27 protein-coding genes and 1 tRNA gene are annotated in these 22084 nt (G+C 63.1%); 12 read left to right on the top strand and 16 right to left on the bottom strand.

Annotated features, from left to right (window positions below; all coding sequences use genetic code 11):
• Positions 1-83 precede the first annotated feature (83 nt).
• A complete protein-coding gene (locus tag IG169_RS21810; protein ID WP_193178364.1) occupies positions 84-1511 on the bottom strand; it encodes an aminotransferase-like domain-containing protein in 1428 nt (475 codons plus the stop codon).
• Positions 1512-1593: 82 nt separating this feature from the next.
• Between IG169_RS21810 and IG169_RS23905 the strand changes: the two genes are divergently transcribed.
• A complete protein-coding gene (locus IG169_RS23905) occupies positions 1594-1845 on the top strand; it encodes a DUF1127 domain-containing protein (protein WP_210326136.1) in 252 nt (83 codons plus the stop codon).
• 9 nt (positions 1846-1854) lie between these two features.
• Here the strand turns inward: IG169_RS23905 and IG169_RS21800 are convergent, their stop codons facing one another.
• From IG169_RS21800 to purC, 4 genes are read right to left on the bottom strand one after another with little or no spacing between them, the layout of a single operon-like run.
• A complete protein-coding gene (locus tag IG169_RS21800) occupies positions 1855-2316 on the bottom strand; it encodes a hypothetical protein (RefSeq protein ID WP_193178363.1) in 462 nt (153 codons plus the stop codon).
• A 7-nt stretch (positions 2317-2323) separates the two neighbouring features.
• Positions 2324-3004 carry a phosphoribosylformylglycinamidine synthase subunit PurQ gene (gene purQ / locus IG169_RS21795; protein WP_193178362.1) on the bottom strand — a complete coding sequence of 227 codons (681 nt, stop codon included), beginning with the start codon at positions 3002-3004 and terminating at the stop codon, positions 2324-2326.
• Between the two features lie 2 nt (positions 3005-3006).
• Complete coding sequence (gene purS / locus IG169_RS21790) at positions 3007-3249, bottom strand: phosphoribosylformylglycinamidine synthase subunit PurS (RefSeq protein WP_193178361.1); 243 nt, start codon at positions 3247-3249, stop codon at positions 3007-3009.
• Between the two features lie 17 nt (positions 3250-3266).
• Positions 3267-4031, bottom strand: coding sequence for a phosphoribosylaminoimidazolesuccinocarboxamide synthase (gene purC / locus IG169_RS21785; RefSeq protein ID WP_193178360.1), 765 nt, complete (start codon positions 4029-4031; stop codon positions 3267-3269).
• Positions 4032-4271: 240 nt separating this feature from the next.
• On the opposite strand from purC, the gene IG169_RS21780 reads away from it, so the two are divergent.
• Entirely contained in the window at positions 4272-4589 is a 318-nt protein-coding gene (locus tag IG169_RS21780) for a DUF1476 domain-containing protein (RefSeq protein ID WP_193178359.1), read from the top strand.
• A 23-nt stretch (positions 4590-4612) separates the two neighbouring features.
• Positions 4613-5383, top strand: coding sequence for an HpcH/HpaI aldolase family protein (locus tag IG169_RS21775; RefSeq protein WP_193178358.1), 771 nt, complete (start codon positions 4613-4615; stop codon positions 5381-5383).
• Here IG169_RS21775 and IG169_RS21770 read toward each other — a convergent pair.
• On the bottom strand, positions 5380-5928 hold the full coding sequence (locus tag IG169_RS21770; protein WP_193178357.1) for an RBBP9/YdeN family alpha/beta hydrolase: 549 nt from the start codon (positions 5926-5928) through the stop codon (positions 5380-5382). The genes IG169_RS21775 and IG169_RS21770 overlap by 4 nt on opposite strands.
• Positions 5929-5998: 70 nt before the next feature.
• Positions 5999-6268, bottom strand: coding sequence for a hypothetical protein (locus tag IG169_RS21765; RefSeq protein WP_193178356.1), 270 nt, complete (start codon positions 6266-6268; stop codon positions 5999-6001).
• Positions 6269-6321: 53 nt separating this feature from the next.
• Between IG169_RS21765 and IG169_RS24150 the strand changes: the two genes are divergently transcribed.
• Positions 6322-6792 (top strand): excalibur calcium-binding domain-containing protein, encoded by a 471-nt coding sequence (locus tag IG169_RS24150; RefSeq protein WP_246717500.1) that lies wholly within the window; start codon positions 6322-6324, stop codon positions 6790-6792.
• On the opposite strand, the gene IG169_RS21755 is transcribed toward IG169_RS24150, so the two are convergent.
• The 6 genes from IG169_RS21755 to IG169_RS21730 form a co-directional block, all read right to left on the bottom strand.
• Positions 6789-7655, bottom strand: coding sequence for an EamA family transporter (locus tag IG169_RS21755; RefSeq protein WP_246717499.1), 867 nt, complete (start codon positions 7653-7655; stop codon positions 6789-6791). The genes IG169_RS24150 and IG169_RS21755 overlap by 4 nt on opposite strands.
• Positions 7656-7712: 57 nt before the next feature.
• Entirely contained in the window at positions 7713-9020 is a 1308-nt protein-coding gene (gene purB, locus IG169_RS21750; protein WP_193178355.1) for an adenylosuccinate lyase, read from the bottom strand.
• Positions 9021-9104: 84 nt separating this feature from the next.
• Complete coding sequence (locus IG169_RS21745) at positions 9105-9614, bottom strand: hypothetical protein (RefSeq protein ID WP_193178354.1); 510 nt, start codon at positions 9612-9614, stop codon at positions 9105-9107.
• Positions 9611-10357, bottom strand: coding sequence for a DUF2259 domain-containing protein (locus IG169_RS21740; protein ID WP_193178353.1), 747 nt, complete (start codon positions 10355-10357; stop codon positions 9611-9613). The genes IG169_RS21745 and IG169_RS21740 overlap by 4 nt, the downstream gene beginning before the upstream one ends.
• Before the next feature lie 114 nt (positions 10358-10471).
• Positions 10472-11494 (bottom strand): P1 family peptidase, encoded by a 1023-nt coding sequence (locus IG169_RS21735; RefSeq protein ID WP_193178352.1) that lies wholly within the window; start codon positions 11492-11494, stop codon positions 10472-10474.
• Entirely contained in the window at positions 11491-12600 is a 1110-nt protein-coding gene (locus IG169_RS21730; RefSeq protein WP_193178351.1) for a branched-chain amino acid ABC transporter substrate-binding protein, read from the bottom strand. The genes IG169_RS21735 and IG169_RS21730 overlap by 4 nt, the downstream gene beginning before the upstream one ends.
• Positions 12601-12782: 182 nt before the next feature.
• Here IG169_RS21730 and IG169_RS21725 point away from each other — a divergent pair, with 182 nt between their 5' ends.
• From IG169_RS21725 to IG169_RS21695, 8 genes are all read left to right on the top strand, one after another.
• On the top strand, positions 12783-13697 hold the full coding sequence (locus tag IG169_RS21725; protein WP_193178350.1) for an AAA family ATPase: 915 nt from the start codon (positions 12783-12785) through the stop codon (positions 13695-13697).
• A 35-nt stretch (positions 13698-13732) separates the two neighbouring features.
• Positions 13733-14962: a vWA domain-containing protein gene (locus IG169_RS21720; RefSeq protein WP_246717498.1), complete on the top strand. Its 1230-nt coding sequence runs from the start codon at positions 13733-13735 to the stop codon at positions 14960-14962.
• Positions 14963-14980: 18 nt separating this feature from the next.
• Positions 14981-15307, top strand: a complete 327-nt coding sequence (locus IG169_RS21715) for an XdhC family protein (RefSeq protein ID WP_193178348.1) — start codon at positions 14981-14983, stop codon at positions 15305-15307.
• Between the two features lie 8 nt (positions 15308-15315).
• Positions 15316-16020 (top strand): XdhC family protein, encoded by a 705-nt coding sequence (locus IG169_RS21710; protein ID WP_193178347.1) that lies wholly within the window; start codon positions 15316-15318, stop codon positions 16018-16020.
• Positions 16021-16023: 3 nt separating this feature from the next.
• Positions 16024-17055: a molybdopterin-binding protein gene (locus IG169_RS24145; RefSeq protein WP_246717497.1), complete on the top strand. Its 1032-nt coding sequence runs from the start codon at positions 16024-16026 to the stop codon at positions 17053-17055.
• The gene (locus IG169_RS24140; protein WP_281435955.1) at positions 17056-17691 is read left to right on the top strand and encodes a nucleotidyltransferase family protein; all 636 of its coding nucleotides are present in this window, start codon (positions 17056-17058) and stop codon (positions 17689-17691) included. It abuts the gene before it with no gap.
• A 33-nt stretch (positions 17692-17724) separates the two neighbouring features.
• Positions 17725-18651, top strand: a complete 927-nt coding sequence (locus IG169_RS21700) for an alpha/beta hydrolase family protein (protein WP_246717495.1) — start codon at positions 17725-17727, stop codon at positions 18649-18651.
• A 189-nt stretch (positions 18652-18840) separates the two neighbouring features.
• A complete protein-coding gene (locus IG169_RS21695; protein ID WP_193178346.1) occupies positions 18841-19722 on the top strand; it encodes a CPBP family intramembrane glutamic endopeptidase in 882 nt (293 codons plus the stop codon).
• A 158-nt stretch (positions 19723-19880) separates the two neighbouring features.
• Here the strand turns inward: IG169_RS21695 and IG169_RS21690 are convergent.
• From IG169_RS21690 to IG169_RS21680, 3 genes are all read right to left on the bottom strand, one after another.
• Positions 19881-19955, bottom strand: a tRNA-Glu gene (locus IG169_RS21690).
• 180 nt (positions 19956-20135) lie between these two features.
• On the bottom strand, positions 20136-21302 hold the full coding sequence (locus IG169_RS21685) for a YcbK family protein (RefSeq protein ID WP_246717494.1): 1167 nt from the start codon (positions 21300-21302) through the stop codon (positions 20136-20138).
• A gap of 154 nt (positions 21303-21456) precedes the next feature.
• Positions 21457-21897, bottom strand: coding sequence for a VOC family protein (locus tag IG169_RS21680; RefSeq protein WP_193178345.1), 441 nt, complete (start codon positions 21895-21897; stop codon positions 21457-21459).
• Positions 21898-22084 lie beyond the last annotated feature (187 nt).

Here is a 22084-nt window from a genome sequence, read left to right as displayed (position 1 = left end):
AGGGCTGATAAGCCCTTGCGGCCATCAGGACGATTTTTTCCCGGCCTAATAGGAGATAAAGGGAAAAGACGGCTCGCTCAGGCTCAGTCGTAGCTCTCGTATCCGCCGGCGCCGCTCTCGAGCAGCGCACGCAATCGCAGCAGTCCGCTGCGCACGACGTCGCGATCCACCGGATTGGAGAATGCGATGCGTACACGATGAAATGTCCTGTCCGAACGCCCGGTCTTGAACTCGTCCTCGGAATCGATCAGCACTTTTTCGCGCTCCGCCGCGGTCTTGAACGTACCGGACAGCCAGGGTTCAGGCAGTTTCAGCCAGATGAAGGGCGCGGTTTCGTAGGAATTGAACTCGCAACCGGCAAAGATCTCGCGCACCATCGCGACACGTTCGGCGATTTCTGCGGCGACCAGCTTGCTGATGTCGTCGGCGGCGCCGGAGTTTACGAGCCGCGCCGCGAGCTCGGTCATCAGAAAGATCTTGCCGCCCGTCAACAGGCGCGTCGCGGTCAGGACGCGTCCGGATGTATGCGGTGGGCAGGCGATCCACGCAGCCCTCAAACCCGCCGAGACCGATTTCGATAGCCCGGAAATGTGGAACGTCAGATCCGGTACCAGCGCGGCTAGCGGCGGCGAGGGGTCTTCATGCAGGCAGCCATAGACATTGTCCTCAATAATGAGGAGATTGTGCTTGCGCGCGATCGCCGCGATTTCCTGGCGCCGTTGTTCCGGCATCACCGCCAGCGTCGGGTTCTGCATCGCCGGCATCAGGAATACGAGCTTGGGGTGTTGCTGGGCGCAGATATGGTCCAGTTCATCCGGTATGGCGCCATATTCGTCAACCGGCACACTGATCGGCCGGCGGCCGATCATCTGCGCGGCGCGCGGCACATTCGCATAGCTCAGCTCCTCGACGGCGATCCGGTCGCCGGGAACGGTCATTGACGCGATGATGGCGATAATCCCCGAATGTACCCCTTGTACCGGCGCGATGTTCGCAGCTTCCGGCTTCCAGTGCCGGTTCGACAGCCACGCGACGCCCGCTTGCTGCCAGTCGGGCGAGACCGACCGGATATAGTCGGAAACCTGAAGCGGATGCTCCCGGTAGATTTCGGAGGTCATGCGTTCCAGTGTGGATGCGACCGGCACCAGCGGCGCGGCCGACGCATCGAAGCGGATCATTTCGTCGCCGCTATGCCGTTCGGCGATACGCGTATTGGAATCGGGTGTGAAGACAATGCTGTCGGCCTCGTTACGCACCACATTGTCATTGCGCGCCAGGACATAGGTGCCCCGGCCGACCTCGCCGGAAACCAGGCCGCGTTCGCGCACGATCGAATAGGCGCGGCTGACCGTTCCGACGGTGACGCCGAGGTCGAAGGCGAGATTTCTCTGCGGCGGCAGTTTCGATCCGACGGGCAGGGCGCCGGTTTCGATGGCGTCTTCAATGCGCCCGGCAAGCCGCACATACAGCGGCCCGGCGCCGGTTTTCAGGTCTGGAAGCCAATTTGTCATGGTGACAATTATTAGTTTGAGGTGCAATCCGAGTCAATGTACGGGTGCATTGTTTCTATCTCAATCTGAAAGGGTCAGGACAATGGTATCAATTGATACAATCGTGCCGCACAATGGCCCTGTACGCATCGGCTACAGGACATTTGCCGGCATTGGCGCAGTGCCACTGCATGTTTGGCTGAAAGTATTTGTAGCGATCATGCGCGCGCGCGTGGTGAAACACCGCACGCGCAGACATCTGCGCAATCTCACCGACGACCAGTTGTACGATATCGGCGTCACGCGCAGCCAGGCCCGCTTCGAGGCAGACAAGCCGTTCTGGTGGTATCGATAGTAGTTTGATCTAGCAGCCGCTTCGGCCCGCCGACCATGCCATGACATCGGCATTGATGCGGGTCGAGACCGGCGTTCCCGCCAGCGGACCGTAAGTGGTGATCTTCACCGGATCGCCGTCCGCCTGGATCACGAGTTTCGGCAGTCCCGCCGACTTGCCTCTCTCCACAACAAGAAGGCGCGGGCTGCCGACCCTTGTGTCGAGCTCTGGAATGACGGCGAGGGTCCTGAACGCCCTGTCGCCGGACCTGATCCAGCAGGTCTGCGCCTTTTCGTTGATCGTCCCGAGTATCGCCGCGGCGTTTTTCGAGTCGACTTCCATCGTCAGCGGGCCGCCGACGGGCTCTCCAGCGCAGCCGGACAGGATAGCGCCGGCAAACAGCGTCGGGAAAAATCCGCCGAACGATGGTCTGTCGAAACGCCGGTGACGCGATGGATGGGCTGTCTTCGACTTCCCGTTCAGGTTCGCCATCGCGGTCTCAGGCCGCCACCTTGCCGAGGAGCCCGAGCGCGCTCTCGAAAATGCCGCGCCCGTCCGTTCCGCCATGCGCGTCCTCGATAAGGTTTTCCGGATGCGGCATCATGCCGAGCACGTTGCCGTCCTCGTTGACGATGCCGGCGATGTCCTCGATAGAGCCGTTCGGATTCGTCCCCTCGGCATAGCGGAAGACGATCCGGCCGTCGCCGTTCATCCGCTTCAGCGTTTCGGCGTCGGCGAAATAGTTGCCGTCATGATGCGCCACCGGGCAGCGAATGATCTGGCCTTGGCTATAGGCCGAGGTGAAGGCCGTGTCGGCGTTGACCACTTCCAGCTTTACTTCCCGGCAGACGAATTTCAGCGAGGCGTTGCGCATCAGCGCGCCGGGCAGCAGGCCTGCCTCGAGCAGGATCTGGAAGCCGTTGCACACGCCCATGACGCGCACGCCCGCTTCCGCCTTGCGCCGGATCGCATCCATCACCGGCATCCGTGCCGCGATCGCGCCGCAGCGCAGATAGTCGCCATAGGAAAAGCCGCCGGGAATCACCACGAGATCGACATCGGGGATTTCCGTGTCGGTCTGCCACACGGTGACCGGCGGCTTGCCGGAAATCTTGGTGATCGCAGCGATCATGTCGCGGTCGCGATTGAGGCCGGGCAACAGGATGACGGCGGTTTTCATCGTCAGGCGATCTCCACCGCGTAGTCCTCGATCACCGTGTTGGCGAGCAGCTTCTCGCACATCGCCTTGAGGTCTGCTTCGGCCTTGGCGCGGTCCTTGGTGTCGAGTTCGACATCGAAGACCTTGCCCTGGCGCACCTTGCCGACGCCGGAAAAGTCCAGCGCGTGAAGGGCGCCTTCGATGGCCTTGCCCTGCGGGTCGAGAACGCCGTTCTTCAGCGTGACGGTGACGCGTGCCTTGATCATGGTCTTTTCCGGATGACTTATTTCACCAGCACCGGCCCCTTCGGGCGCGGCACCTCGGTTTCGTTCATGATGCCGAGGCGGCGGGCGACTTCCTGATAGGCTTCGACCAGCCCGCCGATGTCGCGGCGGAAACGGTCCTTGTCGAGCTTCTCGTTGGTCTTGATGTCCCACAGCCGGCAGGAGTCGGGCGAAATCTCGTCGGCGATGACGATGCGCATCATGTCGCCTTCGTAGAGCCGGCCGCATTCGATCTTGAAATCGACGAGCTGGATGCCGATGCCGAGGAACAGGCCGCTCAGGAAATCATTGACGCGGATGGCGAGTGCCATGATGTCGTCGATTTCCTGCGGGCTGGCCCAGCCGAAGGCCGTCACATGCTCTTCCGTCACCATCGGATCGTCGAGCGCGTCGGCCTTGTAGTAGAATTCGATGATCGAGCGCGGCAGCACGGTGCCTTCCTCGATGCCGAGGCGCTTCGACATCGATCCTGCGGCGATGTTCCGCACGACCACCTCGAGAGGGATGATCTCGACTTCACGGATCAGCTGCTCACGCATGTTGAGTCGCTTGATGAAGTGCGTCGGGATCCCGATCCGGTTGAGACTGGTGAAGATGTATTCCGAGATCCGGTTGTTCAGGACGCCCTTGCCCTCGATAACGTCGTGTTTTTTGGCGTTGAACGCGGTGGCGTCATCCTTGAAAAACTGGATAAGCGTGCCCGGTTCCGGGCCTTCGTAGAGGATTTTGGCTTTGCCTTCGTAGATGCGGCGGCGCTGTTTCATGTATCTGGTGCTCTGCCTTGAGGTTTGCGGCGAGTGGCGTCCGCAGGTGTCATTGGCGCCGTTTACTCCAAACCGCGGGCAAGCACAAACGCAGCCTTGGCATTTCCAGTCTTTTTCCCGAACCCTGCGGACGGCGGCCGAAGCGTGTTGATCTTTTCACGGCCATTTGATTTAGACGTGGCAACATATATCTGATTGGGGCGGAAGCGCGCCATTCAAAGCCTTCCAATGGAGATCGCCATGTCGATGAAAGATCGTGAGGACGCTTACGAAAACAAGTTTGCCCATGACGAGGAGCTGCGCTTCAAGGCCGAAGCCCGGCGCAACAAGATGCTGGGCCTCTGGGCGGCCGAGAAGCTGGGCAAGACCGGCGATGAGGCGGAAGCATACGCCAAGGAAGTCATCGTGTCGGATCTCAAGGAAGCCGGCGACGGCGACGTGTTCGCGAAGATCCGGGCCGATTTCGATGCCGCCGGCGTCGACCAGTCGGATCATCAGATCCGCCGCACCATGGACGAACTGATGACCCAGGCCATCGACCAGGTGAAGAACGGCTGAGGTCTTCAAAAAAGGGGCGGCCAATGCGCGACTATTCTCTGTCCGGCCGTCTCGCAGCGGGCGAGACGGTCTACACCGTCTGGTCGTCTGCGCCTGACCTGGGGCTTATCGAATATTTCTCCGCCGGACCGTTCGGCGCCATAACGCTCGACATGCAGCATGGCGCGCATGACGTCGACAGCGTGCTTCGCGGTCTTGTTCCGGTTATCGGTGGCGGCAAGGCCGCTGTCGTCCGGGTGCCGCTCGGACGCTTCGACATGGCGTCGCGCGCGCTCGACATGGGGGCCGACGCCGTCATCGCCCCGATGATCAACACGATTGAAGACGCTGTCGCCTTTCGCGACGCGATGAAATTTCCGCCGGTCGGACAGCGTTCATGGGGTCCGACGCGAGCTCTGTCCTTGCGCGGGATTGCGGGTGGATCGGACTATCTCAACACGGCCAATGTACGCACCGTTTCGATGGCGATGATCGAGACGCGAGAGGCTTTTGCGATTGCGGCAGACATCGCTGCCCTGGAGGGTATCGACGCGCTGTTCGTCGGGCCCTCCGACTTCTCGATTGCATGGTCCGGCGGCGCAGCGGTCGATCCGGCTCTTCCGGACATGCAGGACGCGGTGGCGAGCATCGCGGGGATCGCCAAGTCTGCGGGCAAGCATGCCGGCATTTTCGCGACCGACATGGCCATGGTCCCGCGCTATGTCGAGATGGGGTACCGTTTCATTGCGCTTGGCGCTGAAGCGGGGATCGTCGCGGAAGGCCAGAAGGCGATACTTGCCGCAGCAGGCGCCTAAAGCCGTTTCATGAATTCCGCGAAGACCATGAGCCCCTCGGGCCAGGGGCCGTGGCCTGATTCCGCGTTGATGTGGCCCGATTCGCCGGCATCGACGAAAAACGATCCCCAACTCGCCGCGATATCGGACGCCTGTTCGAAATCCGAAAACGGATCGTTGCGGCTGGCGATCACGAAGGACGGAAAGGGCAGCGGATCGCGCGGATAGGGGCCGAACGTCATCAGATGTTTCGGCCGGATCGACGGATTGGCCACGTCCGGCGGCGCGACGAAAAATCCGCCCCTGACATTCTCCGCCCCGTCCTGGACGGCATGAACCGCCGCCGCCACACCGAGCGAATGGCCGACAAGAACGACGGGTTTGTGCGCGCGCGCAATCTCTTCGCGCACCCGCGCCACCCAGTCTTCGCGCACGGGCTTTGCCCACTCGGCCTGTTCGACGCGGCGCGCGGTCGCCATCTTCGCCTGCCAGCGCGTCTGCCAGTGGTTGGGACCGGAATTGGTGTATCCCGGCACGATAAGGATTTCGGCTTCTTTGATCTTCATGCGCCGGAGGTCGGCATTCTGCCGGCGATTGTCAATCCGGCGCATGAGAAGTTTTCGGCCGAATAATGCCTTACTGCGCAGCGGGTTCCGTTGCAGCCGGTGCGGCGGGCGCCGTATCCATCGTCGCCGGCGCGGCCGGTGCCGTATCCATTGCCGCCGGGGCCGCCGGATCGCCGCTGACGCCGGTCTGCGGTGTGCCGCTCGCCAGGAAGAAGACGCCGGCGATCAGGACCGCGATGACCGCAAGCGCGATGAGCGGGCCGGCATAGCCGGTCGTGCTTCTGTCGCGATAGGTCGGGATATCCGGTCGGGTTGAGAAATGATCGCGATAGTCCGTCATGATTCTTCTCCTCTATATCCGGGTTGCGGATGCGGAGAGATTCGCCGGTAAAAATGGCGGCCGCGAAGCGGAACGGTTCACATGCCGTATCGGTGCGAAACGGTAGATACGCGAAACGTGATTTCGCGAAATATCGAAACAAAATCAGCTTTTTACATTTACATATAGCCTATCAAATTCCGTGTACTCTTGTCACGCGGCGCGAACGGATGGCGCATGCTGCAGTTGGGGCAAAGACCAGGATGGCGGAAATTCACGGGTCATTGCGGCATGGTGCAGCGTTCTTCTCGGCGCTGCTTGCGGCTGCGGTCTCCCTGGCGGCCGTTTCGGGCAGTGTCGCGCAGAACTTTTCCTGCACGCCGCACAAGAGCTGCAAGCAGATCCGTTCCTGTACCGAAGCGGTCTATCGCCTGCGCCAATGCGGCGACCGCGCGCGTGATGGCGACAATGATGGTATTCCCTGCGAAAATCTCTGCGGCAAGACGCTGAAGCAGATGAACGACCGGCTCGATGCAGGCCTCTAGCGTCCGAGCAGCCGCCATCCGAACATGTTGACCGCGAGACCGAAGAAGACCAGTCCTGCGCCGATCGCGGCGACCGAGGTCGGGATCTCGCCGAATACCGCCGCCGTCGATCCCATGCCGAAGACCGGGATGAGCAGCGCAAAGGGCGTCACCGTCGCGGCGGGATGGTTGCGCAGCAGGTATATCCAGCCGGCGAAGGCGAAGACCGTCGTCGGGTAGGCGAGAAAAGCGATCGACAGCATCGCCGTCGTTGACGGCACATGGTCCGGAAGACCGAAAACCGTACCCTCGAACAGCATCGACAGGGCAAACAGAGGTACCGGCGCAGCGAGGCTCGACCAGCCGACGAAACCGAGCATCGCATCTGGCTTTGCCGCCTTGGCGATGACGTTCGCCAGGCCCCAGGCGGCGGCCGAGGCGATCACCATCAGGAACGGTATGGTCGGCGCGGCATCGGCGTTTTCGAGCCCGATCAGGCAGATGCCGGCAAGCGCGATCGCCGCCCCGGCTATCTCGCGCCGGCGGGGCTTTTCGCCGAACAGGACGAACGAGAAGAAGATCGTGAAAAACACCTGCATCTGGACGACCAGGGATGAAAGGCCGGGCGGCATGCCCAGGCGGATCGCTGTGAAAATCGTCCCGAACATGATGACGCCCTGCATGATTCCGTAGGCGATCAACAGGCGTGGCGGCACTTTGGGCCGCGGCACGAAGAACACCAGCGGAATGGCTGCGAACAGGAAGCGGTAGCCCGTCACCAGAAGCGGCGGCAACTCCGTCACGGACAATTTGACCGCGACGAAGGCCGTCCCGTAGATCGCGCTGACCAGGATGGCGAGAAGGATGTGGCCGAGCGGCATCATTGCATTCCGATGCCGGACCGTGCCGGCGCACTGGGCAATCGGGTCGATCGCCGGGCGTCAGGCCTGGCCGAAGACGCGCCGGAAGATCGTATCGACGTGTTTGGTGTGGTAGCCGAGGTCGAATTTCTCGCGGATTTCCTCTTCCGAAAGCGCCGCGCGAACCTCCTTGTCGGCGAGCAGTTCCTCGAGGAAATCCTTGCCCTCTTCCCACACCTTCATCGCATTGCGCTGCACCAGCCTGTAGGCGTCCTCACGAGAAACGCCGGCTTGGGTGAGTGCCAGAAGAACGCGCTGGCTCATGACCAGGCCTTTGAACTTGTTCATGTTCTTCAACATGTTCTCGGGATAGATCACGAGCTTCTCGATGACGCCGGCCAGACGGTTCAGCGCGAAATCGAGCGTGATGGTGGTATCCGGACCGATCGCGCGCTCGACGCTCGAATGGCTGATGTCGCGCTCGTGCCACAGCGCGACGTTTTCCAGCGCCGGGGTGACGGACATGCGCACGAGGCGGGCGAGACCCGTCAGATTCTCGGTCAGGACTGGATTGCGCTTGTGCGGCATGGCTGACGAGCCCTTCTGGCCCGGCGAGAAGAATTCTTCCGCTTCCAGCACCTCCGTGCGCTGCATGTGGCGGATTTCGGTCGCGACGTTCTCGATCGAGGACGCGATAACGCCGAGCGTGGCGAAGAACATCGCGTGGCGGTCGCGCGGGATGACCTGGGTCGAGATGGTCTCTGGTACGAGGCCGAGCTTTTCGCAGACATGCTCCTCGACGAACGGGTCGATATTGGCGAAGGTGCCGACAGCGCCGGAGATCGCGCCGGTCGCGACTTCCGCCCGGGCCGCGGCGAGGCGGGCGCGGTTGCGGCTCATCTCGGCATGGAATCGCGCGAAGGTCAGGCCCATGGTCGTCGGCTCGGCATGGATACCGTGGCTGCGGCCGATGCGGATCGTGTTCTTGTGTTCGAAGGCGCGGGCTTTCAGCGCCGCGAGCACGCGGTCCATGTCGGCAAGCAGGATATCGCAGGCGCGGACCAGCTGGATATTGAACGTCGTATCGAGCACGTCGGAGGACGTCATGCCCTGGTGGACGAAGCGGCTGTCCGGGCCGATGAATTCCGCGAGGTGGGTCAGGAAGGCGATGACGTCATGCTTGGTGACGGCCTCGATCTCGTCGATGCGGGCGACGTCGAATTCCGCCGCTCCGCCTTTTTCCCAGATGGTCTTGGCGGCTTCCCTGGGGATCACGCCGAGTTCCGCCAGCGCGTCGCAGGCGTAAGCCTCGATTTCGAACCAGATGCGGAATTTCGTTTCGGGCGACCAGATTGCGACCATGTCCGGCCGGGAATAACGGGGAATCATTGGAGAGGTGGGCCTTTGCGGGAGTTCTCGGGGCGGAAATTCTTGCGGTTTGTGCGCTGCAATTACCAGACCGCCGCCGCCTGCTCAACTCGCCTTGCGGCTAAGCCACCAGCTTGTCGCTAGGAGGAAGACGGGTGCCAGCGGCCAGTAGAGCCGGGAACCGATGACGAGGTATTGATAAGTCGATCCCAGCGCAGTGAAGACTTGCTGGTAGAACCATGTCCGCGAAAAGATCGCGGCGTGCCATTCGGAATAATAGATACGGTAGTCGAGCGCCAGCACGCTCGCTGTAGCCGCCAATGTGAAGCCGGTGAGCAGGATCGCTGTAAACCCGAATCGCTGCGGCGCGGAAAACCGCGAAACCGCCCATGACACAAAAGGCCACGCTGCCACGTAGGCGAGAAATCCGCCGGCAAGGTAATACGCCACAATGAGCGCGACGTGGTAGCTCAGGCCGCGTTGCTGATCCAGAACCAGGGAGACGAGGGCGCAGACCGCCATCATGGCGCCCCAGGCAAGCGCTCCGGCAAGAATGCGCAGGGCGCCCGCGAGCCGACCCTCCTCTCCGTCCCGATAGGTCGCGTCGGCCGTCATTGTTGCTGGCTGGCCTTTCGCGTGACCGCCATCCAGTGAAAATCCGGCCCTTCGAAACCGAAGCTTTCGACGGCGATCAGCACGGCGTAGGCCGACGGACCCTGGAACGGCATGAAGGTCTGCACGCCGCCGATCCGGTATCCGGTCGGGCAGCCGCGGCTGGACGGGACGGAACTGTCTTCGTGCAGCAATTCGGTGGCGCCGCCGGGGTGCGTATCGACCGACACGAGCCGGAAGCCGATACTTATATCGGTCACGCCGGCGCAAGAGCCGGTTGCCGGAAAGCGGATCTCCTCCAGCCGGATCTCCAGCGGCGGATCGATCGGCGGAAAGACCGGACGCGGATTGACGACAATCCGGAACGGGTCGGCCGACAATTCGGTCACCGTGTTGAACCCGGCCAGATAACCGGGATTGGCCGCGAGGTCGGTGTCGGAAACGATGGCCTCGCCCTGCGTCTTCGCTTGCGCCCGTGCGTCTTCGATGCTTGCGGTCTCGTCGTCGATACGGATACGGACCGGCGATCCCGGCACAAAATCGTCGGACGCCGTGTCGATATAGAACCGGTTCGCATAGGGAAAGCCCGAGCCGTCCTGAACGCCGTATTCCTCGAACGCGAATGTTGCGCCGTCGGCGGAAAAGCCAAGAACGTTGAGCGTCGCGGTATCGCCGGCATGTGCCGGTAATGCGAGCGTGCCCGCCGCGATCAGGGCGAGACAGGCGAGAACTGGACGGATGGTCATGCGGGTCTCCTGGCGTCAGACGGCCGATTCAGCCCGGCTGCCATTCTGGTGACAGCGTCGGGTCCTGTCCACCGGCGCGGCACCCAATCCTGCAAACACGGTAAAGGCGGACGCCTAGCTCCGCATCGACCACACCGGCAGCACGTCGTCCTTTGCGGGCGCCGCCGCATACACGCCGCGGGCAATTGCGCGCGACATGGTCGACGCAGCGGCGGCACAGAGATCGATGAAGCCATCCGCACCGCCCTTCAACGCGGTCCGCCCGGTCGAAACGGCGAAGACCAGATCGCCGTCCATCGGCGTGTGGCAGGGCCAGATCGCCCGGGCAAAACCGTCATGCGCGGCGATCGCCAGCCGCTTGCATTCCGCTTTGCTTAGCCTGGCGTCGGTCGCGATGACGGCGATGGTCGTGTTGGCGCGCGGATTGGTTTCTCCGGCATCGCGGAATTTCAGCCGCAAGCGCGTGGCGTCTTCGGGCAATGGCGCCGGCAGGCCGAGGCCGCCGAACTCGTTGCCGATCTCGAACGGCGCGGCCCAGAAATGCCGGCTGCCGCCGATCGTCGTGGTTCCGACCGGGTTGACCGCGACCAGCGCTCCGACCGTCGCGCCGGCATGGTCCAGCACCGTCGACGCCGAACCGATGCCGCCCTTCAGATCGGCGGTGAGCGCGCCGGCGCCGGCGCCGTGGCTACCGAGCGCGAAATCCGTCGCGGCGGCCCGGATGGCGGCGTAGCCGAGTTCGCGATAGGGTGGATAGCGGCCCCATTCCTTGTCGCCGCCGTTCAGAAGATCGAACAGGATCGCCGCCGGCACGATCGGAATGCGATGCGAACCGACCGCGAAGCCGCGGCCCATTTCCACGAGTGCCGCCATTGCGCCCGATGCCGCGTCGAGCCCGAAGGCCGATCCGCCGGAAAGCACCAGCGCGTCGACCGTCTCGACCGTGTTGTGCGGTTCCAGCAGGTCGGTCTCGCGCGTGCCGGGCGCGCCGCCGAGAATTTGCACCGCCGCCGTTGCCGGTTCGTCGCAAAGGATCGCGGTCACACCCGATTTCAGGCGAGAATCGTCGCAATGGCCGACCGATAGACCCGCGACATCTGTGATCAGGTTGCGCGAACCGCAGCCCCAGACCGTCATCGGATAGCTCCCGTGTTGCTGTCGGAATCGACCGGCTCGAGCCTGCCGTCGCGAACGGTGAAGACTTCGTAGAGGTTCCGGGTCAGGTCGCCGTTCTCATCGAAGCGGACCGGGCCGAGCGCCGTGCCGAAGGTTTTGCCGATCAGCGGTTCGATCGCGACGTGGCCGCTGTCGTCGCGCCCCGCCATGCCGGTCAGCGCGATCTCGACCGCCGCATGGGCCGGAACGACATAGCCGTCGCCGGCAACCGGGTTCTTCTCCAGCTTTTTCGCAAGGTCGCGGGCCGGTTCGCGGTCCAGCCAGTCCGGCAGTGCCGCCAGTACGGTTCCGTCGGCAAGCGTGCCATCGGTCGGCGGCGCGATGAGGGCGCTGCCGCCAGCCAGCGTCAGCGGGACATCTACCGCCTTGGCGTCTTTGCCGATGATCGCCGCATCGAAGGCGTCGCCGCCGATGAAGACATATGCCGCGCCGGCCTTGCGCAGCCGCCGCACCAGCGAAATCTGGTTCTGCAGTTGCGGCCGATAGGTGTCGGTGAAAACCGGTTTCAGATTGTCGTTTTCGAGCGCGAAACGCACCGCTTCGGCCAGTTGTCGGCCGTAAAGCGTCCCGTCGTCGATGATGCCGAAATTGACCGAGCGCCAGGCCGTGGCGAGATAGCCGGCGATCGCGTCGGCCTCGTCGGAATTGCGGGGCGCGAGCCGCAGCAGCTTCCAGCCATTCTTCTCGCGCTCTTCGGTGATGCCCTCGGCCTGCACGCCCAGGAGGATGACCGGTATTTTGGCTTCGGCGAGTTTCGGCATGGCGGCATCGAAAGACTCGATGCAGGGAAAGCCGATAGCGATCGACACCTTCGCCGCGATCATCGCATCGGCGGTCCGTGCGCCGCCTTCCGTGCTGCATTCGTCGTCGAAAACCTGAAGCGTGACGTCTCCGCCGTCACCGAGCGCCGCACGGGCGCCGGTTTCGACCTGTTCGCCGAGAATCGCGAAATAGCCGGACATCGGCGCGGAAATGCCGATTGCCGGCGTGTCCTGCGCCTGCGCGCCCGATGGCGCCATGATGGCGGCGATCAGGCTCGCGGCTTGTGCGAGGCTCCGCGAGGACATCAGTCCGGGAAATGAACAGCGAACGCTCATGTGTCTGTGATGCACGGCGCAGTGGGTGAGGGCAAGGCAAAAGGCGCGGTTGATGTCCGTCCCGTATCCTTTCCCAATCTCCACTTGGCGTCTGCAACCGCGCTCACTATGTTTCCATCAGCGATGATATCCCGGGAGCGAGCGAATATCCGATGCCGACGCCATTACCTGCCTCGATCGACGAAACGTTGGAGCTCCTGAACAGCCAGGACTATGTCGCCGACCGTCCGCTTGCGACCGTTCTTTATCTCAGCCTCAAGATGGGCCGTCCGCTGTTTCTCGAGGGCGAGGCGGGCGTCGGCAAGACCGAAATCGCCAAGGTGCTGGCGAAGGCGCTCGACCGGCCGCTGATCCGGCTGCAATGCTACGAGGGGCTCGACATTTCCTCGGCCGTCTATGAGTGGAACTATCCCGCGCAGATGCTGGAGATCCGCATGTCGGAAGCCGCTGGCATTTCAGACCGGGACCGGCTCGAGCACGACATCTTCGCTGACCGCTACCTGATCCGGCGTCCGGTGCTGGAGGCGCTGTCGGGCGAGCCCGGCCGTCCGCCGGTCTTCCTGATCGACGAACTGGACCGCACCGACGAGGCTTTCGAGGCGTTCCTGCTGGAAGTCCTGTCCGATTTCCAGGTGACGATTCCCGAATACGGGACGATCAAGGCCGCCGAACGGCCCGCCGTCATCATTACAACCAACCGGACGCGCGAAATCCACGACGCCCTGAAACGGCGCTGCCTCTATCATTGGGTCGATTATCCGAACGCCGAGCGCGAACTGGAGATCGTCTCCCGCAAGGCGCCGCAGGCCAATCAGCGCCTGTCGGAGGAGATCGTCCGCTACGTGCAGAAACTGCGCGAGATGGAACTGTTCAAGGTTCCGGGTGTCGCCGAAACGATCGACTGGGCGACGGCGCTGACCGAACTCGACAAGATCGCGCTCGATCCGGCGACGATTTCCGACACGATTGGCGTGCTCCTGAAATACCAGGACGACATCGCCCGGCTGCAGGGTTCGGAGGGCAAGCGCATACTCGACGACGTGAAGGCCGAACTCGACGCGGCGTGACGATGGAAACCTTTTCCTCGCAACCGGAAAAACAGATGCGGGCCCATGAGGGCCGGCTTGCCGACAATATCGTCTATTTCGCCCGCACCTTGCGCAAGGCCGGGATGAAGGTCGGGCCGGCGGCGGTCAACGATGCGATCGAGGCCGTGATGGCGGCGGGCATCGGCTCGCGCGATGATTTCTACTGGACGCTGCATGCCGTCCTCGTCACCCGGCACGAGGACACCGTCATCTTTGATGAGGCGTTCCGGCTTTACTGGCGCTCGCGCGAACTGGTCGAAAAGCTGCTGGCGATGTTTTCGCCCAAGGCGCCCGACACGCGCGAACGCGAGAAAAAGCGGGCAGGGGAGTCGCGCGTCGCAGACGCGATGTTCGAGGGCCACAAGCAACGCGAACCGGAGGAGCAACCGCCCGAAATCGAGGTTGATGCGCGCATGACCTTTTCCGGCCGCGAGGTGCTGCGCGACAAGGATTTCGCGCAGATGTCGGCCGCCGAGGTCGCCCAGGCAAAGAAGGCGCTCGCCGAACTGCGCCTGCCGAACGACGAGGTGAAAACCCGCCGCTACAAAGCATCGACGCACAAGCTGCGCGTCGATCCGCGCCGCACCATGCGCTACGCCATGCGCACCGGCGGCGATCTGATCATCCCTCAGTTTCGCGAGCCGCGTGTCGTCCATCCGCCGCTGGTGGTGCTTGCCGACATTTCCGGCTCGATGAGCCAGTATTCGCGCATCTTCCTGCATTTCCTGCACGCCCTGACGGAACATCGCCGCCACGTCCACACCTTCCTGTTCGGCACGCGTCTGACCAATGTCACCCGCCAGATGCGCCACCGCGACATCGACGCCGCGATCGACGACTGCACCAGGACCGTCGAAGACTGGTCGGGCGGTACGCGGATCGGCGAGACTTTGGCCACCTTCAACCGGCAATGGTCGCGCCGTGTGCTGTCGCAGGGCGCCGTCGTGCTGTTGATCACCGACGGGCTCGAGCGTGACGCGGTGGACGGGCTCGATCACGAAATGGAGCGCCTGCACAAGTCCTGCCGCCGGCTGATCTGGCTCAATCCGCTCTTACGTTTCGAAGGATTCCAGGCCAGGGCCAAGGGCGTGCGCGCGATGCTGCCGCATGTCGACGAATTTCGACCGGTGCATTCGCTGAACTCGATTTCCGATCTCTGCCTTGCGCTCGGGACGCGTTCGTCCCCATATCGTGAGACGAAGACACCGATGGACTGGCTGCGCGAACTCGATCGCGCCGCGTGAGCCGGCAGGAGGTACGACATGTCAGAACAATTCCATGACGATCCGCTCAAGGTCGCCGAAAACTGGATGGGCGAAGGCCGCACCGTGGCGGTCGCCACCGTGGTGGAAACCTGGGGCTCGGCGCCACGTCCGGTCGGCAGCCATCTGGTCATCGATGCCGATAGCAATTTCGAGGGATCCGTCTCCGGCGGCTGCGTCGAGGGGGCGGTCATCGCCGATGCGATGGACGTCATCGAGACCGGCGAACCGAAGATGCTGGAATTCGGCGTCGCCGACGAGACCGCCTGGCGTGTCGGCCTTTCCTGCGGCGGACGCATCCGCGTCTATGTCGAACGTCTCGGATAGGACCGGCCATGGATCCCCAGTCGCTCAAGAAACTGAACGCCGCGCGCGCGGCACGCCAGGCGATTGCGCTGGTGACGGATCTCGGCGACGGCCGCGATAGGGTCGTGCATGAAGGCGATGGTGTTGCCGGCGATCTCGGCGGGGCGCTGGACAGGGCGTTTCGAACCGGAAAGTCCGGCGTCGTCGAGGTGGACGGCCGCGAATTCTTCATCAACGTCCACCTGCCGCCGCCGCGCCTGGTGGTAATCGGCGCCGTGCATATCAGCCAGGCGATGGCGCCGATGGCAACGCTTGCCGGCTACGACATGGAGATCATCGATCCGCGCACTGCCTTCGCCACGCCGGAGCGTTTCGAGGGCGTTCGCCTCGACGCGGAATGGCCGGAAGCCGTGCTGAAACAGCGCCCGCTCGACCCCTATTGCGCGCTGTGCGCGATCACGCACGATCCGAAGATCGACGACTATCCGTTGAAGGCGGCGCTGGAGGCGAAGTGCTTCTATGTCGGCGCGCTCGGCAGCCGCAAGACCCATGCGAAGCGTGTCGAGCGTCTGCTGGCGGATGGCGTGCCGCAGAAGGCGATCGACACGATCGCGTCGCCGATCGGCCTCGATATCGGCGCGTCGAGCCCCGCGGAAATCGCAGTCGCGATTCTCGCGCAGGTGATCGAGGCCTTCCGAAAGCGGCAGATCTCGCCTCAAATGGCTGTCGTCTAGGCCATGTGGTTCGGCATCCGGTCTCTTGACGACCCCGGCGATCTCGCCGGCGCGACACTTGCCCATTCGCTGCAGCTTGCGAACCGCAAGCGGCTGCGCAAGGGCCATGTCCTCGGCGCTGGCGACATCGATGCCATCCGGGACGCCGGCATAACCGAAATTACGGTCGCGATCCCCGAAGCCGGCGACATGATGGAGGACGCGGCCGCCGCGCACATCGCCGACGTCTTCGCACTGGAAGGGTTCCGCAGGGAGGACGTCGGTACCGGCCGTGTCAATTTCCATGCCGTCGCCGACGGCGTTCTCGTCGTCAAACCGGAGCGCATCGAGGCGCTCAACCGGATCGATCCCGCGATCACGCTCGCCACTTTGCCGAACCACTCCTTCGTGCGGTCGGGCCAGATGATCGCGACGGTCAAGATCATTCCCTTCGCGGTTGCCGGCATGCTGGTCGAACGGGCGGCGGCGGAGGTTCAGGAACCCGGCACCGTGGTCGTTCGGCCCTTCACGGAGGGAATGCGGGTCGCCATGGTGCAGACGCGCGTCACCGGCACGAAGGCGTCGGTGCTCGACAAGACGAAGCGGGTGACCGAAGCGCGTTTGCAGGAGTTGCATGCACGTCTCGAAAACGAAAGCCGTGTCGCCCATGCCGTTGAGGCTCTGTCGGAGGAAATCGGCTCGCTCATCGGCGGCGTCGACATGCTGCTGGTCTTCGGCGCATCGGCCGTCACCGATCGCCGGGACGTTGTTCCGCAGGCGATCGAACAGGCCGGTGGAACGGTCCTGCATGTCGGCATGCCGGTCGATCCGGGCAATCTCCTGGTTCTGGGCAGTATCGCCGGCAAACCGGTCATCGGCGCGCCGGGCTGCGCGCGAAGCCCGAAGGAAAACGGTTTCGATTGGGTGTTGCAGCGGCTTTGCGCCGGGATCGAGGTGACTCCGGACGATATCGTCGCCATGGGTGTCGGCGGACTTCTGACCGAAATCCCGATCCGTCCGCATCCGCGCGAAAAGTCGAACCCCGTCGATCGCTGAATGGTGGGCGCCGTCAACTCTCCGGTAAAGGCCGCGGCCGTCGTCCTGGCGGCAGGAAGATCGACGCGCATGGGTGCGCGCAACAAGCTGCTTCTCGAAATCGAACCGGGCGTCGCTGTCGTCCGCCGCGTCGTCGAGCGCGCGCGAGCGAGTGTTGCCGGACCGGTGTATGTCGTAACCGGGCATCAAGCGGAAAAGGTTCGCGAAGCACTGGCCGGCCTCGATTGCATCTTCGTGCACAACCCGGACTTCGCGGACGGCCTGTCCGGCTCTGTCAGGGCGGGTTTTGGCGCCGCGGTGGATGCGGGCGCCGACGGCGTCATCGCCTTTCTGGGCGACATGCCGTTCGTGCCGGAGGCGGCCATTACCGCCGTTCGCGAGGCCGCTTCGGCCAATCCCGGACGCATGGTGCAGGCGGTCACTGGCGGAAGACCGGCCCATCCGGTCTGGTTGCCTGCACGCCTGTCGGCGCTTGTTGATCGGCTCGAGGGCGATCATGGCATCCGCGGCATGATTGCCGGCAGCGGCGAGGAAATGATCACCGTCGAGGTTGGCGGTCAGGCGGCGGTCGACCTCGATACGCCGCAGGACTATGCCGCCGCGCTCGCGGCCGGAAAGCCTGCGCACGGCGATTGATAATCGTTCGGGAACCGGAATAGTGTGCGCGCCATGTCCAGTTCCCGTCCATTGATTCCAGAACGCAGCGGACGTGAACGGCGCCGCCTGACGCTGTTTTCAGTCTTTTGTATGCTGCTGCTGCCGGTTCTTTTCGCCGGTGCCGCACAGGCCTTCGAGCTCAAGCCCTTCAAGGATCGCCTGTTTGCCTATCCCGGCATTCTCGAAAGCCGGGACGGAGGCGCCTATATCGTCGTCGATTACAACGAACTGCGCGACATCAATCGCCGCGACAAGGTGCCGGAACGCCGGGTGAACCGGGCCTATGTCGATCCTATTCCGCGCCGTCGCCAGGCGGATCAGACGCTCCAGACCGACGCCGGCGAAATCCGGTTCATAGCCGCCGGTATCTCGAAGGGCGCCAGGCTGGTCACCGTCTATGTGCACGGAAGGGGCGGGGACCGCAAACAGGGCGCCAACGACTACACCTTCGGCGGCAATTTCAACCGCATCAAGAACCTGATGCTGCGCAATTCCGGCGTCTATATCGCGCCCGACGGCGGCGACCTCGGCGACGACGCGGTGCAGCGGATCCGGGAACTGATCCTCGCGGTGTTGCGCCGGCTGCCGAATGCGCGCCTCGTCCTGGCCTGCGGGTCCGCTGGCGGTGCCGTTTGCCACGCGCTCGCACAGGATGATTCTGTGGCCACGCGGATGGCGGGCATCGCCTTGCTCGGCTCCTTCGGCAGCGACAGCTATATCGGTTCGGCCGCCTGGCGTTACCGGGTTCCGCTCTTTATCGCGCATGGCAGCGCCGATTCGGTCATCCCGGTCGCCGCGGCGGAATCCTTCTACCATGCCGTTCAACAGACACCGGGCTATCCCGTGCGCATGGTCCGCTTCGAGACCGGCGGCCACGGGACGCCGATCCGCATGACGGACTGGCGCGACATGATCAACTGGATGTTACGCATGCACTGAAACGCCGGGGAGCCGCATCTGGGGAAGCGCAGGCATATCTGTGATTAGCATATCGACAGGGCCGCAAAGCTCTGGCAACAAGGCGCGCCATAAGAAAAGACGTAAGCCGCCGTCGCGATGCCGCTGGTGAATCCCGGGTCAGGGACTGACGGGATCACCGCGAGACGCCACTACAATGGGACAACTCCGTTGCGTTACCTCAAGATAATCCTCTTCTTCATCTTCCTGCCCGTACCCCTGTTTTTGCTCGAAGCGATCTTCTTGGTGACGGGGAGCGGTTTGTCGATCACGGACGGCAATGGTGTTGGCCAGGTATCGGCACTGCTGGTCGTTATCGCGATGGTCGCCGTCTTCAGCCGCTTCGTCGCAAAGGAACGGCCATTCGGTTTCCTGTATTTCTATCTCCGGAACTGGCGGCCGGCGCTTCGCGGATTCGCCATTTTCGGCGGCGTAACGCTTTTCCTGTCCGTGTCGGCCTACGCGATTTTATGGCTGTTCGGAAAGGCGACGATTTCACAGGAAGCTATCGCGGCGTTCAACTACAAGGTCTTCGAAGACACGGTGGTGACGCTGCTGACCGCACTGGTCGTGGCTCTCACGGAAGAGATCGTCTTCCGAACGTTTCTCATGCGCTATCTGCGCTGGAACACGACGGCTCTGGTGACGGTCGGCGCGGTCCTGTTCTCCTCGTTCATTTTCGTCATTTCGCATCGACTGGACGAGCCGCTCTACTGGTTCTCCGGCAACAACTGGCAGCTGTTTGTCGGCCTGTTCCTGCTCGCGGTGCTTCTGTCTGTTACCTACCTTTCCACCGCCTCGTTCCTCTGCAATGTCGGCATCCATTTCGGCCTGCTCTTCACGGAAGTCGTCCGGTTCAGGACCCATATCATCGAGTTGAACAACGACAACTGGTGGTTCGGCAGTTCCTACGATGTCCGAATGGCGCCGATCCTGTGGCTCCTTTTCATCTGCGCGACCGCGGTGATTTTCCTCAGCCGCAGGACGCTGCGTGCAAACTTCGCGATTGAAAAAGAGGTCGTCACCCACGGCCTGCTCGAACGGACGTTTTAGCGCGCAGGATACCGCTTGAGGCCCATCGCTATTGGCTGCCGGTTGGGCTCCATACCGGTTATCGCTGATCGCAAAAGCCCGCGACGAACAGCGGAAGAAGCAGACTTCGCCCGCGCGAATTCAGCTGACAAACCGATTTTTCGTGAAGAAGGAACCTGTGGCACGCCCTAGGGGAGTCGAACCCCTCTTTCCAGAATGAAAATCTGGCGTCCTAACCGATAGACGAAGGGCGCGTGTAAGGTCTGGCGTCTATAAAAAGAATCTGTCGGGTCCGCAAGCCCGTTTACGGGCTGATTTCGTGTTTTTTCAGGGGAAACCCCGATCGTGTTGTGTGCACTCCTGGCGCAATGAAAAAACCGCCTGACCTTGGCGATCGATTCTCTTCTTATTGCTTTTAAATCAGCAGCTTGATGCTATTTGCGGCGACGGCAGCGCCAGTTCCAGTCGCGCTGCGGGCCGATGTCGATATGGACCGATTGCGTGTAGCAGTAGGTGCCGACGCCGCCGCGCCCGGACATCGAGCGTAGATAGGAAGCAAGCTCCCATTTCGTTACGCCCTCGATCTGGATGTCGGCGGCCGAACAATACATGTGCAGCGAGTTTTCCGCGCCGCGCGCCTTCTTGTTGCGCGACGGGCTCCGGTATCCCGACGTGATCACGACATTGCGTCCGTAGTGGTGTTCGACCTGTTTGAGAACGCGCACCAGAGCCGGTTTGAGACAGGCGACATCGACGCCGTCGTGCTGCTTGATCAATCCGTTCGGCGCGAGCCGGGCGAGACCGGCGGCCGACGCAAGTTGTACCGGCCGTTCTTCGAGTTCGTCCGCCGGCGCCGCCGTCTCAGTCGTATTGAGACCGAGTGCCCGCTCCCGGTCGACGCCGGGCAATCCGGGCACGGCGGCAGCGGATGCGCTGGCGACGGTAACTGCGGGAGGCGCGGACGGGGGCGGGTTCTTCGGCGCGCTCCACAATTCGGCGGTCGCCGGTTCCCCGGCGACGGGCGCGGGCGGGATCAACGCCTTGCGCGTGCTGCTCGAACGGTTGTTGGAAAAGAGCGAAAGCAGGCCACCTGACCGTTTTCCCATGGCGCCGATCGGCGGGCGCGGCGGGGTGATGGCGCGTGGCTGCGTGCCCGTCGCGCTATTGATGCGGGCCGTTGCGGCGTCGACAGGGCGTGAACCCGTGCCGTCGGTCGTTGCGGATTGCATGTCCGGCTGCGCCAAGGCGACGGTCGTCGCCTGCTCGTCCGACATGGCCGTGCCGGTGGCTGCGGCGTCGACAGCGATAGCGGCGGCTCCCTTGGTGGGCTCGGCGCCCTCGAGCGCCATGACCGGGCTCTCGGACGCGGAACCGGCAGGCGCCTGCACGGACCCGTCAGCGGATGCGAGGTCTTCGGCGGGACGGGGCTGCGGCAGGGCATCGTCTCCAGCCAGCGATAGCCCGACCGACGGTTCGGGCGCGAAGGTGGACTGCACGTCGAGCGCCGAGGCCATGCAACCGGAAAGACCGGTCGCCGCGACGATCATCGCAAGGCCGCGAGCAGGCGCGCGTTTAAGGAATGTCCCCGTTCGAACTGTCAATGACTTGCCTTGTGTCCCCGAACCCCTCGGCTCAACCGTCATAAGCCATTGCCGTGGTAAACAAAGACTTATGCGGAAGCCGGACAATAATAGCCATCTTCGCGCTATGTGAGAAATAGGGCCAAATCAAGGTCCCGGCGCCGGTAGGCCCGGTTCACCAGGCCCCGGTATTCGGCATGGAAGCCCACGGTTCGCTTTTCGGCAGGGCCTCGCCCTTCTGCAGGATCTCGATCGAGATGCCGTCGGGTGAGCGCACGAAAGCCATGTGTCCGTCGCGCGGCGGCCGGTTGATCGTGACGCCGCCCTTGGCGAGGCGATCGCAGGTCTCGTAGATGTCGTCGACCGCATAGGCGAGGTGCCCGAAGTTGCGCCCGCCCTGATAGTCCTCGGGATCCCAGTTGTAGGTCAGTTCCACCATCGGCGCGCCACCGGCCTTCGCCGTGTCGACGTCTTCGGGAGCGGCAAGAAAGATCAGCGTGTAGCGGCCCGCTTCGCTGTCCATCCGGCGCACTTCCTCGAGGCCCAGCTTGGTGCAATAGAAGTCGAGCGATTCATCGATGTCGCGTACGCGGACCATAGTGTGCAGATAACGCATGTGGTTTCTCCCTTGTTTGTCCGTTTTCTAGTGCGCCGCGCAGGCAAAGCAAGGCGCAATCACCCACGAGGCTTGCGCCAGGCTTGCAAGCTTTTCGAAGGACATGTGCAAAACAAAAGATCGGGCTTGTGGTGTTTAGATGTCGCAATGCTATCCTCGGGGAAGAGAATCAGGTGTGGGTTGATCG

It is taken from the genome of Oricola nitratireducens, assembly GCF_014904745.1.
GTDB classification, from domain to species: Bacteria; Pseudomonadota; Alphaproteobacteria; order Rhizobiales; family Rhizobiaceae; genus Oricola; species Oricola nitratireducens.
The sequence above is the reverse complement of the archived record's forward strand: the minus strand, read 5'-3'. Positions and strand labels throughout refer to the sequence as shown.

What these genes read in the sequence shown, in the direction of transcription:
- IG169_RS21810 (WP_193178364.1), bottom strand. Translation starts at nt 1,511, where the DNA reads ATGACAAATTGGCTTCCAGACCTGAAAACCGGCGCCGGGCCGCTGTAT.
- IG169_RS23905 (WP_210326136.1), top strand. Translation starts at nt 1,594, where the DNA reads ATGGTATCAATTGATACAATCGTGCCGCACAATGGCCCTGTACGCATC.
- IG169_RS21800 (WP_193178363.1), bottom strand. Translation starts at nt 2,316, where the DNA reads ATGGCGAACCTGAACGGGAAGTCGAAGACAGCCCATCCATCGCGTCAC.
- purQ (WP_193178362.1), bottom strand. Translation starts at nt 3,004, where the DNA reads ATGAAAACCGCCGTCATCCTGTTGCCCGGCCTCAATCGCGACCGCGAC.
- purS (WP_193178361.1), bottom strand. Translation starts at nt 3,249, where the DNA reads ATGATCAAGGCACGCGTCACCGTCACGCTGAAGAACGGCGTTCTCGAC.
- purC (WP_193178360.1), bottom strand. Translation starts at nt 4,031, where the DNA reads ATGAAACAGCGCCGCCGCATCTACGAAGGCAAAGCCAAAATCCTCTAC.
- IG169_RS21780 (WP_193178359.1), top strand. Translation starts at nt 4,272, where the DNA reads ATGTCGATGAAAGATCGTGAGGACGCTTACGAAAACAAGTTTGCCCAT.
- IG169_RS21775 (WP_193178358.1), top strand. Translation starts at nt 4,613, where the DNA reads ATGCGCGACTATTCTCTGTCCGGCCGTCTCGCAGCGGGCGAGACGGTC.
- IG169_RS21770 (WP_193178357.1), bottom strand. Translation starts at nt 5,928, where the DNA reads ATGAAGATCAAAGAAGCCGAAATCCTTATCGTGCCGGGATACACCAAT.
- IG169_RS21765 (WP_193178356.1), bottom strand. Translation starts at nt 6,268, where the DNA reads ATGACGGACTATCGCGATCATTTCTCAACCCGACCGGATATCCCGACC.
- IG169_RS24150 (WP_246717500.1), top strand. Translation starts at nt 6,322, where the DNA reads ATGGCGGCCGCGAAGCGGAACGGTTCACATGCCGTATCGGTGCGAAAC.
- IG169_RS21755 (WP_246717499.1), bottom strand. Translation starts at nt 7,655, where the DNA reads ATGATGCCGCTCGGCCACATCCTTCTCGCCATCCTGGTCAGCGCGATC.
- purB (WP_193178355.1), bottom strand. Translation starts at nt 9,020, where the DNA reads ATGATTCCCCGTTATTCCCGGCCGGACATGGTCGCAATCTGGTCGCCC.
- IG169_RS21745 (WP_193178354.1), bottom strand. Translation starts at nt 9,614, where the DNA reads ATGACGGCCGACGCGACCTATCGGGACGGAGAGGAGGGTCGGCTCGCG.
- IG169_RS21740 (WP_193178353.1), bottom strand. Translation starts at nt 10,357, where the DNA reads ATGACCATCCGTCCAGTTCTCGCCTGTCTCGCCCTGATCGCGGCGGGC.
- IG169_RS21735 (WP_193178352.1), bottom strand. Translation starts at nt 11,494, where the DNA reads ATGACGGTCTGGGGCTGCGGTTCGCGCAACCTGATCACAGATGTCGCG.
- IG169_RS21730 (WP_193178351.1), bottom strand. Translation starts at nt 12,600, where the DNA reads ATGTCCTCGCGGAGCCTCGCACAAGCCGCGAGCCTGATCGCCGCCATC.
- IG169_RS21725 (WP_193178350.1), top strand. Translation starts at nt 12,783, where the DNA reads ATGCCGACGCCATTACCTGCCTCGATCGACGAAACGTTGGAGCTCCTG.
- IG169_RS21720 (WP_246717498.1), top strand. Translation starts at nt 13,733, where the DNA reads ATGCGGGCCCATGAGGGCCGGCTTGCCGACAATATCGTCTATTTCGCC.
- IG169_RS21715 (WP_193178348.1), top strand. Translation starts at nt 14,981, where the DNA reads ATGTCAGAACAATTCCATGACGATCCGCTCAAGGTCGCCGAAAACTGG.
- IG169_RS21710 (WP_193178347.1), top strand. Translation starts at nt 15,316, where the DNA reads ATGGATCCCCAGTCGCTCAAGAAACTGAACGCCGCGCGCGCGGCACGC.
- IG169_RS24145 (WP_246717497.1), top strand. Translation starts at nt 16,024, where the DNA reads ATGTGGTTCGGCATCCGGTCTCTTGACGACCCCGGCGATCTCGCCGGC.
- IG169_RS24140 (WP_281435955.1), top strand. Translation starts at nt 17,056, where the DNA reads ATGGTGGGCGCCGTCAACTCTCCGGTAAAGGCCGCGGCCGTCGTCCTG.
- IG169_RS21700 (WP_246717495.1), top strand. Translation starts at nt 17,725, where the DNA reads ATGTCCAGTTCCCGTCCATTGATTCCAGAACGCAGCGGACGTGAACGG.
- IG169_RS21680 (WP_193178345.1), bottom strand. Translation starts at nt 21,897, where the DNA reads ATGCGTTATCTGCACACTATGGTCCGCGTACGCGACATCGATGAATCG.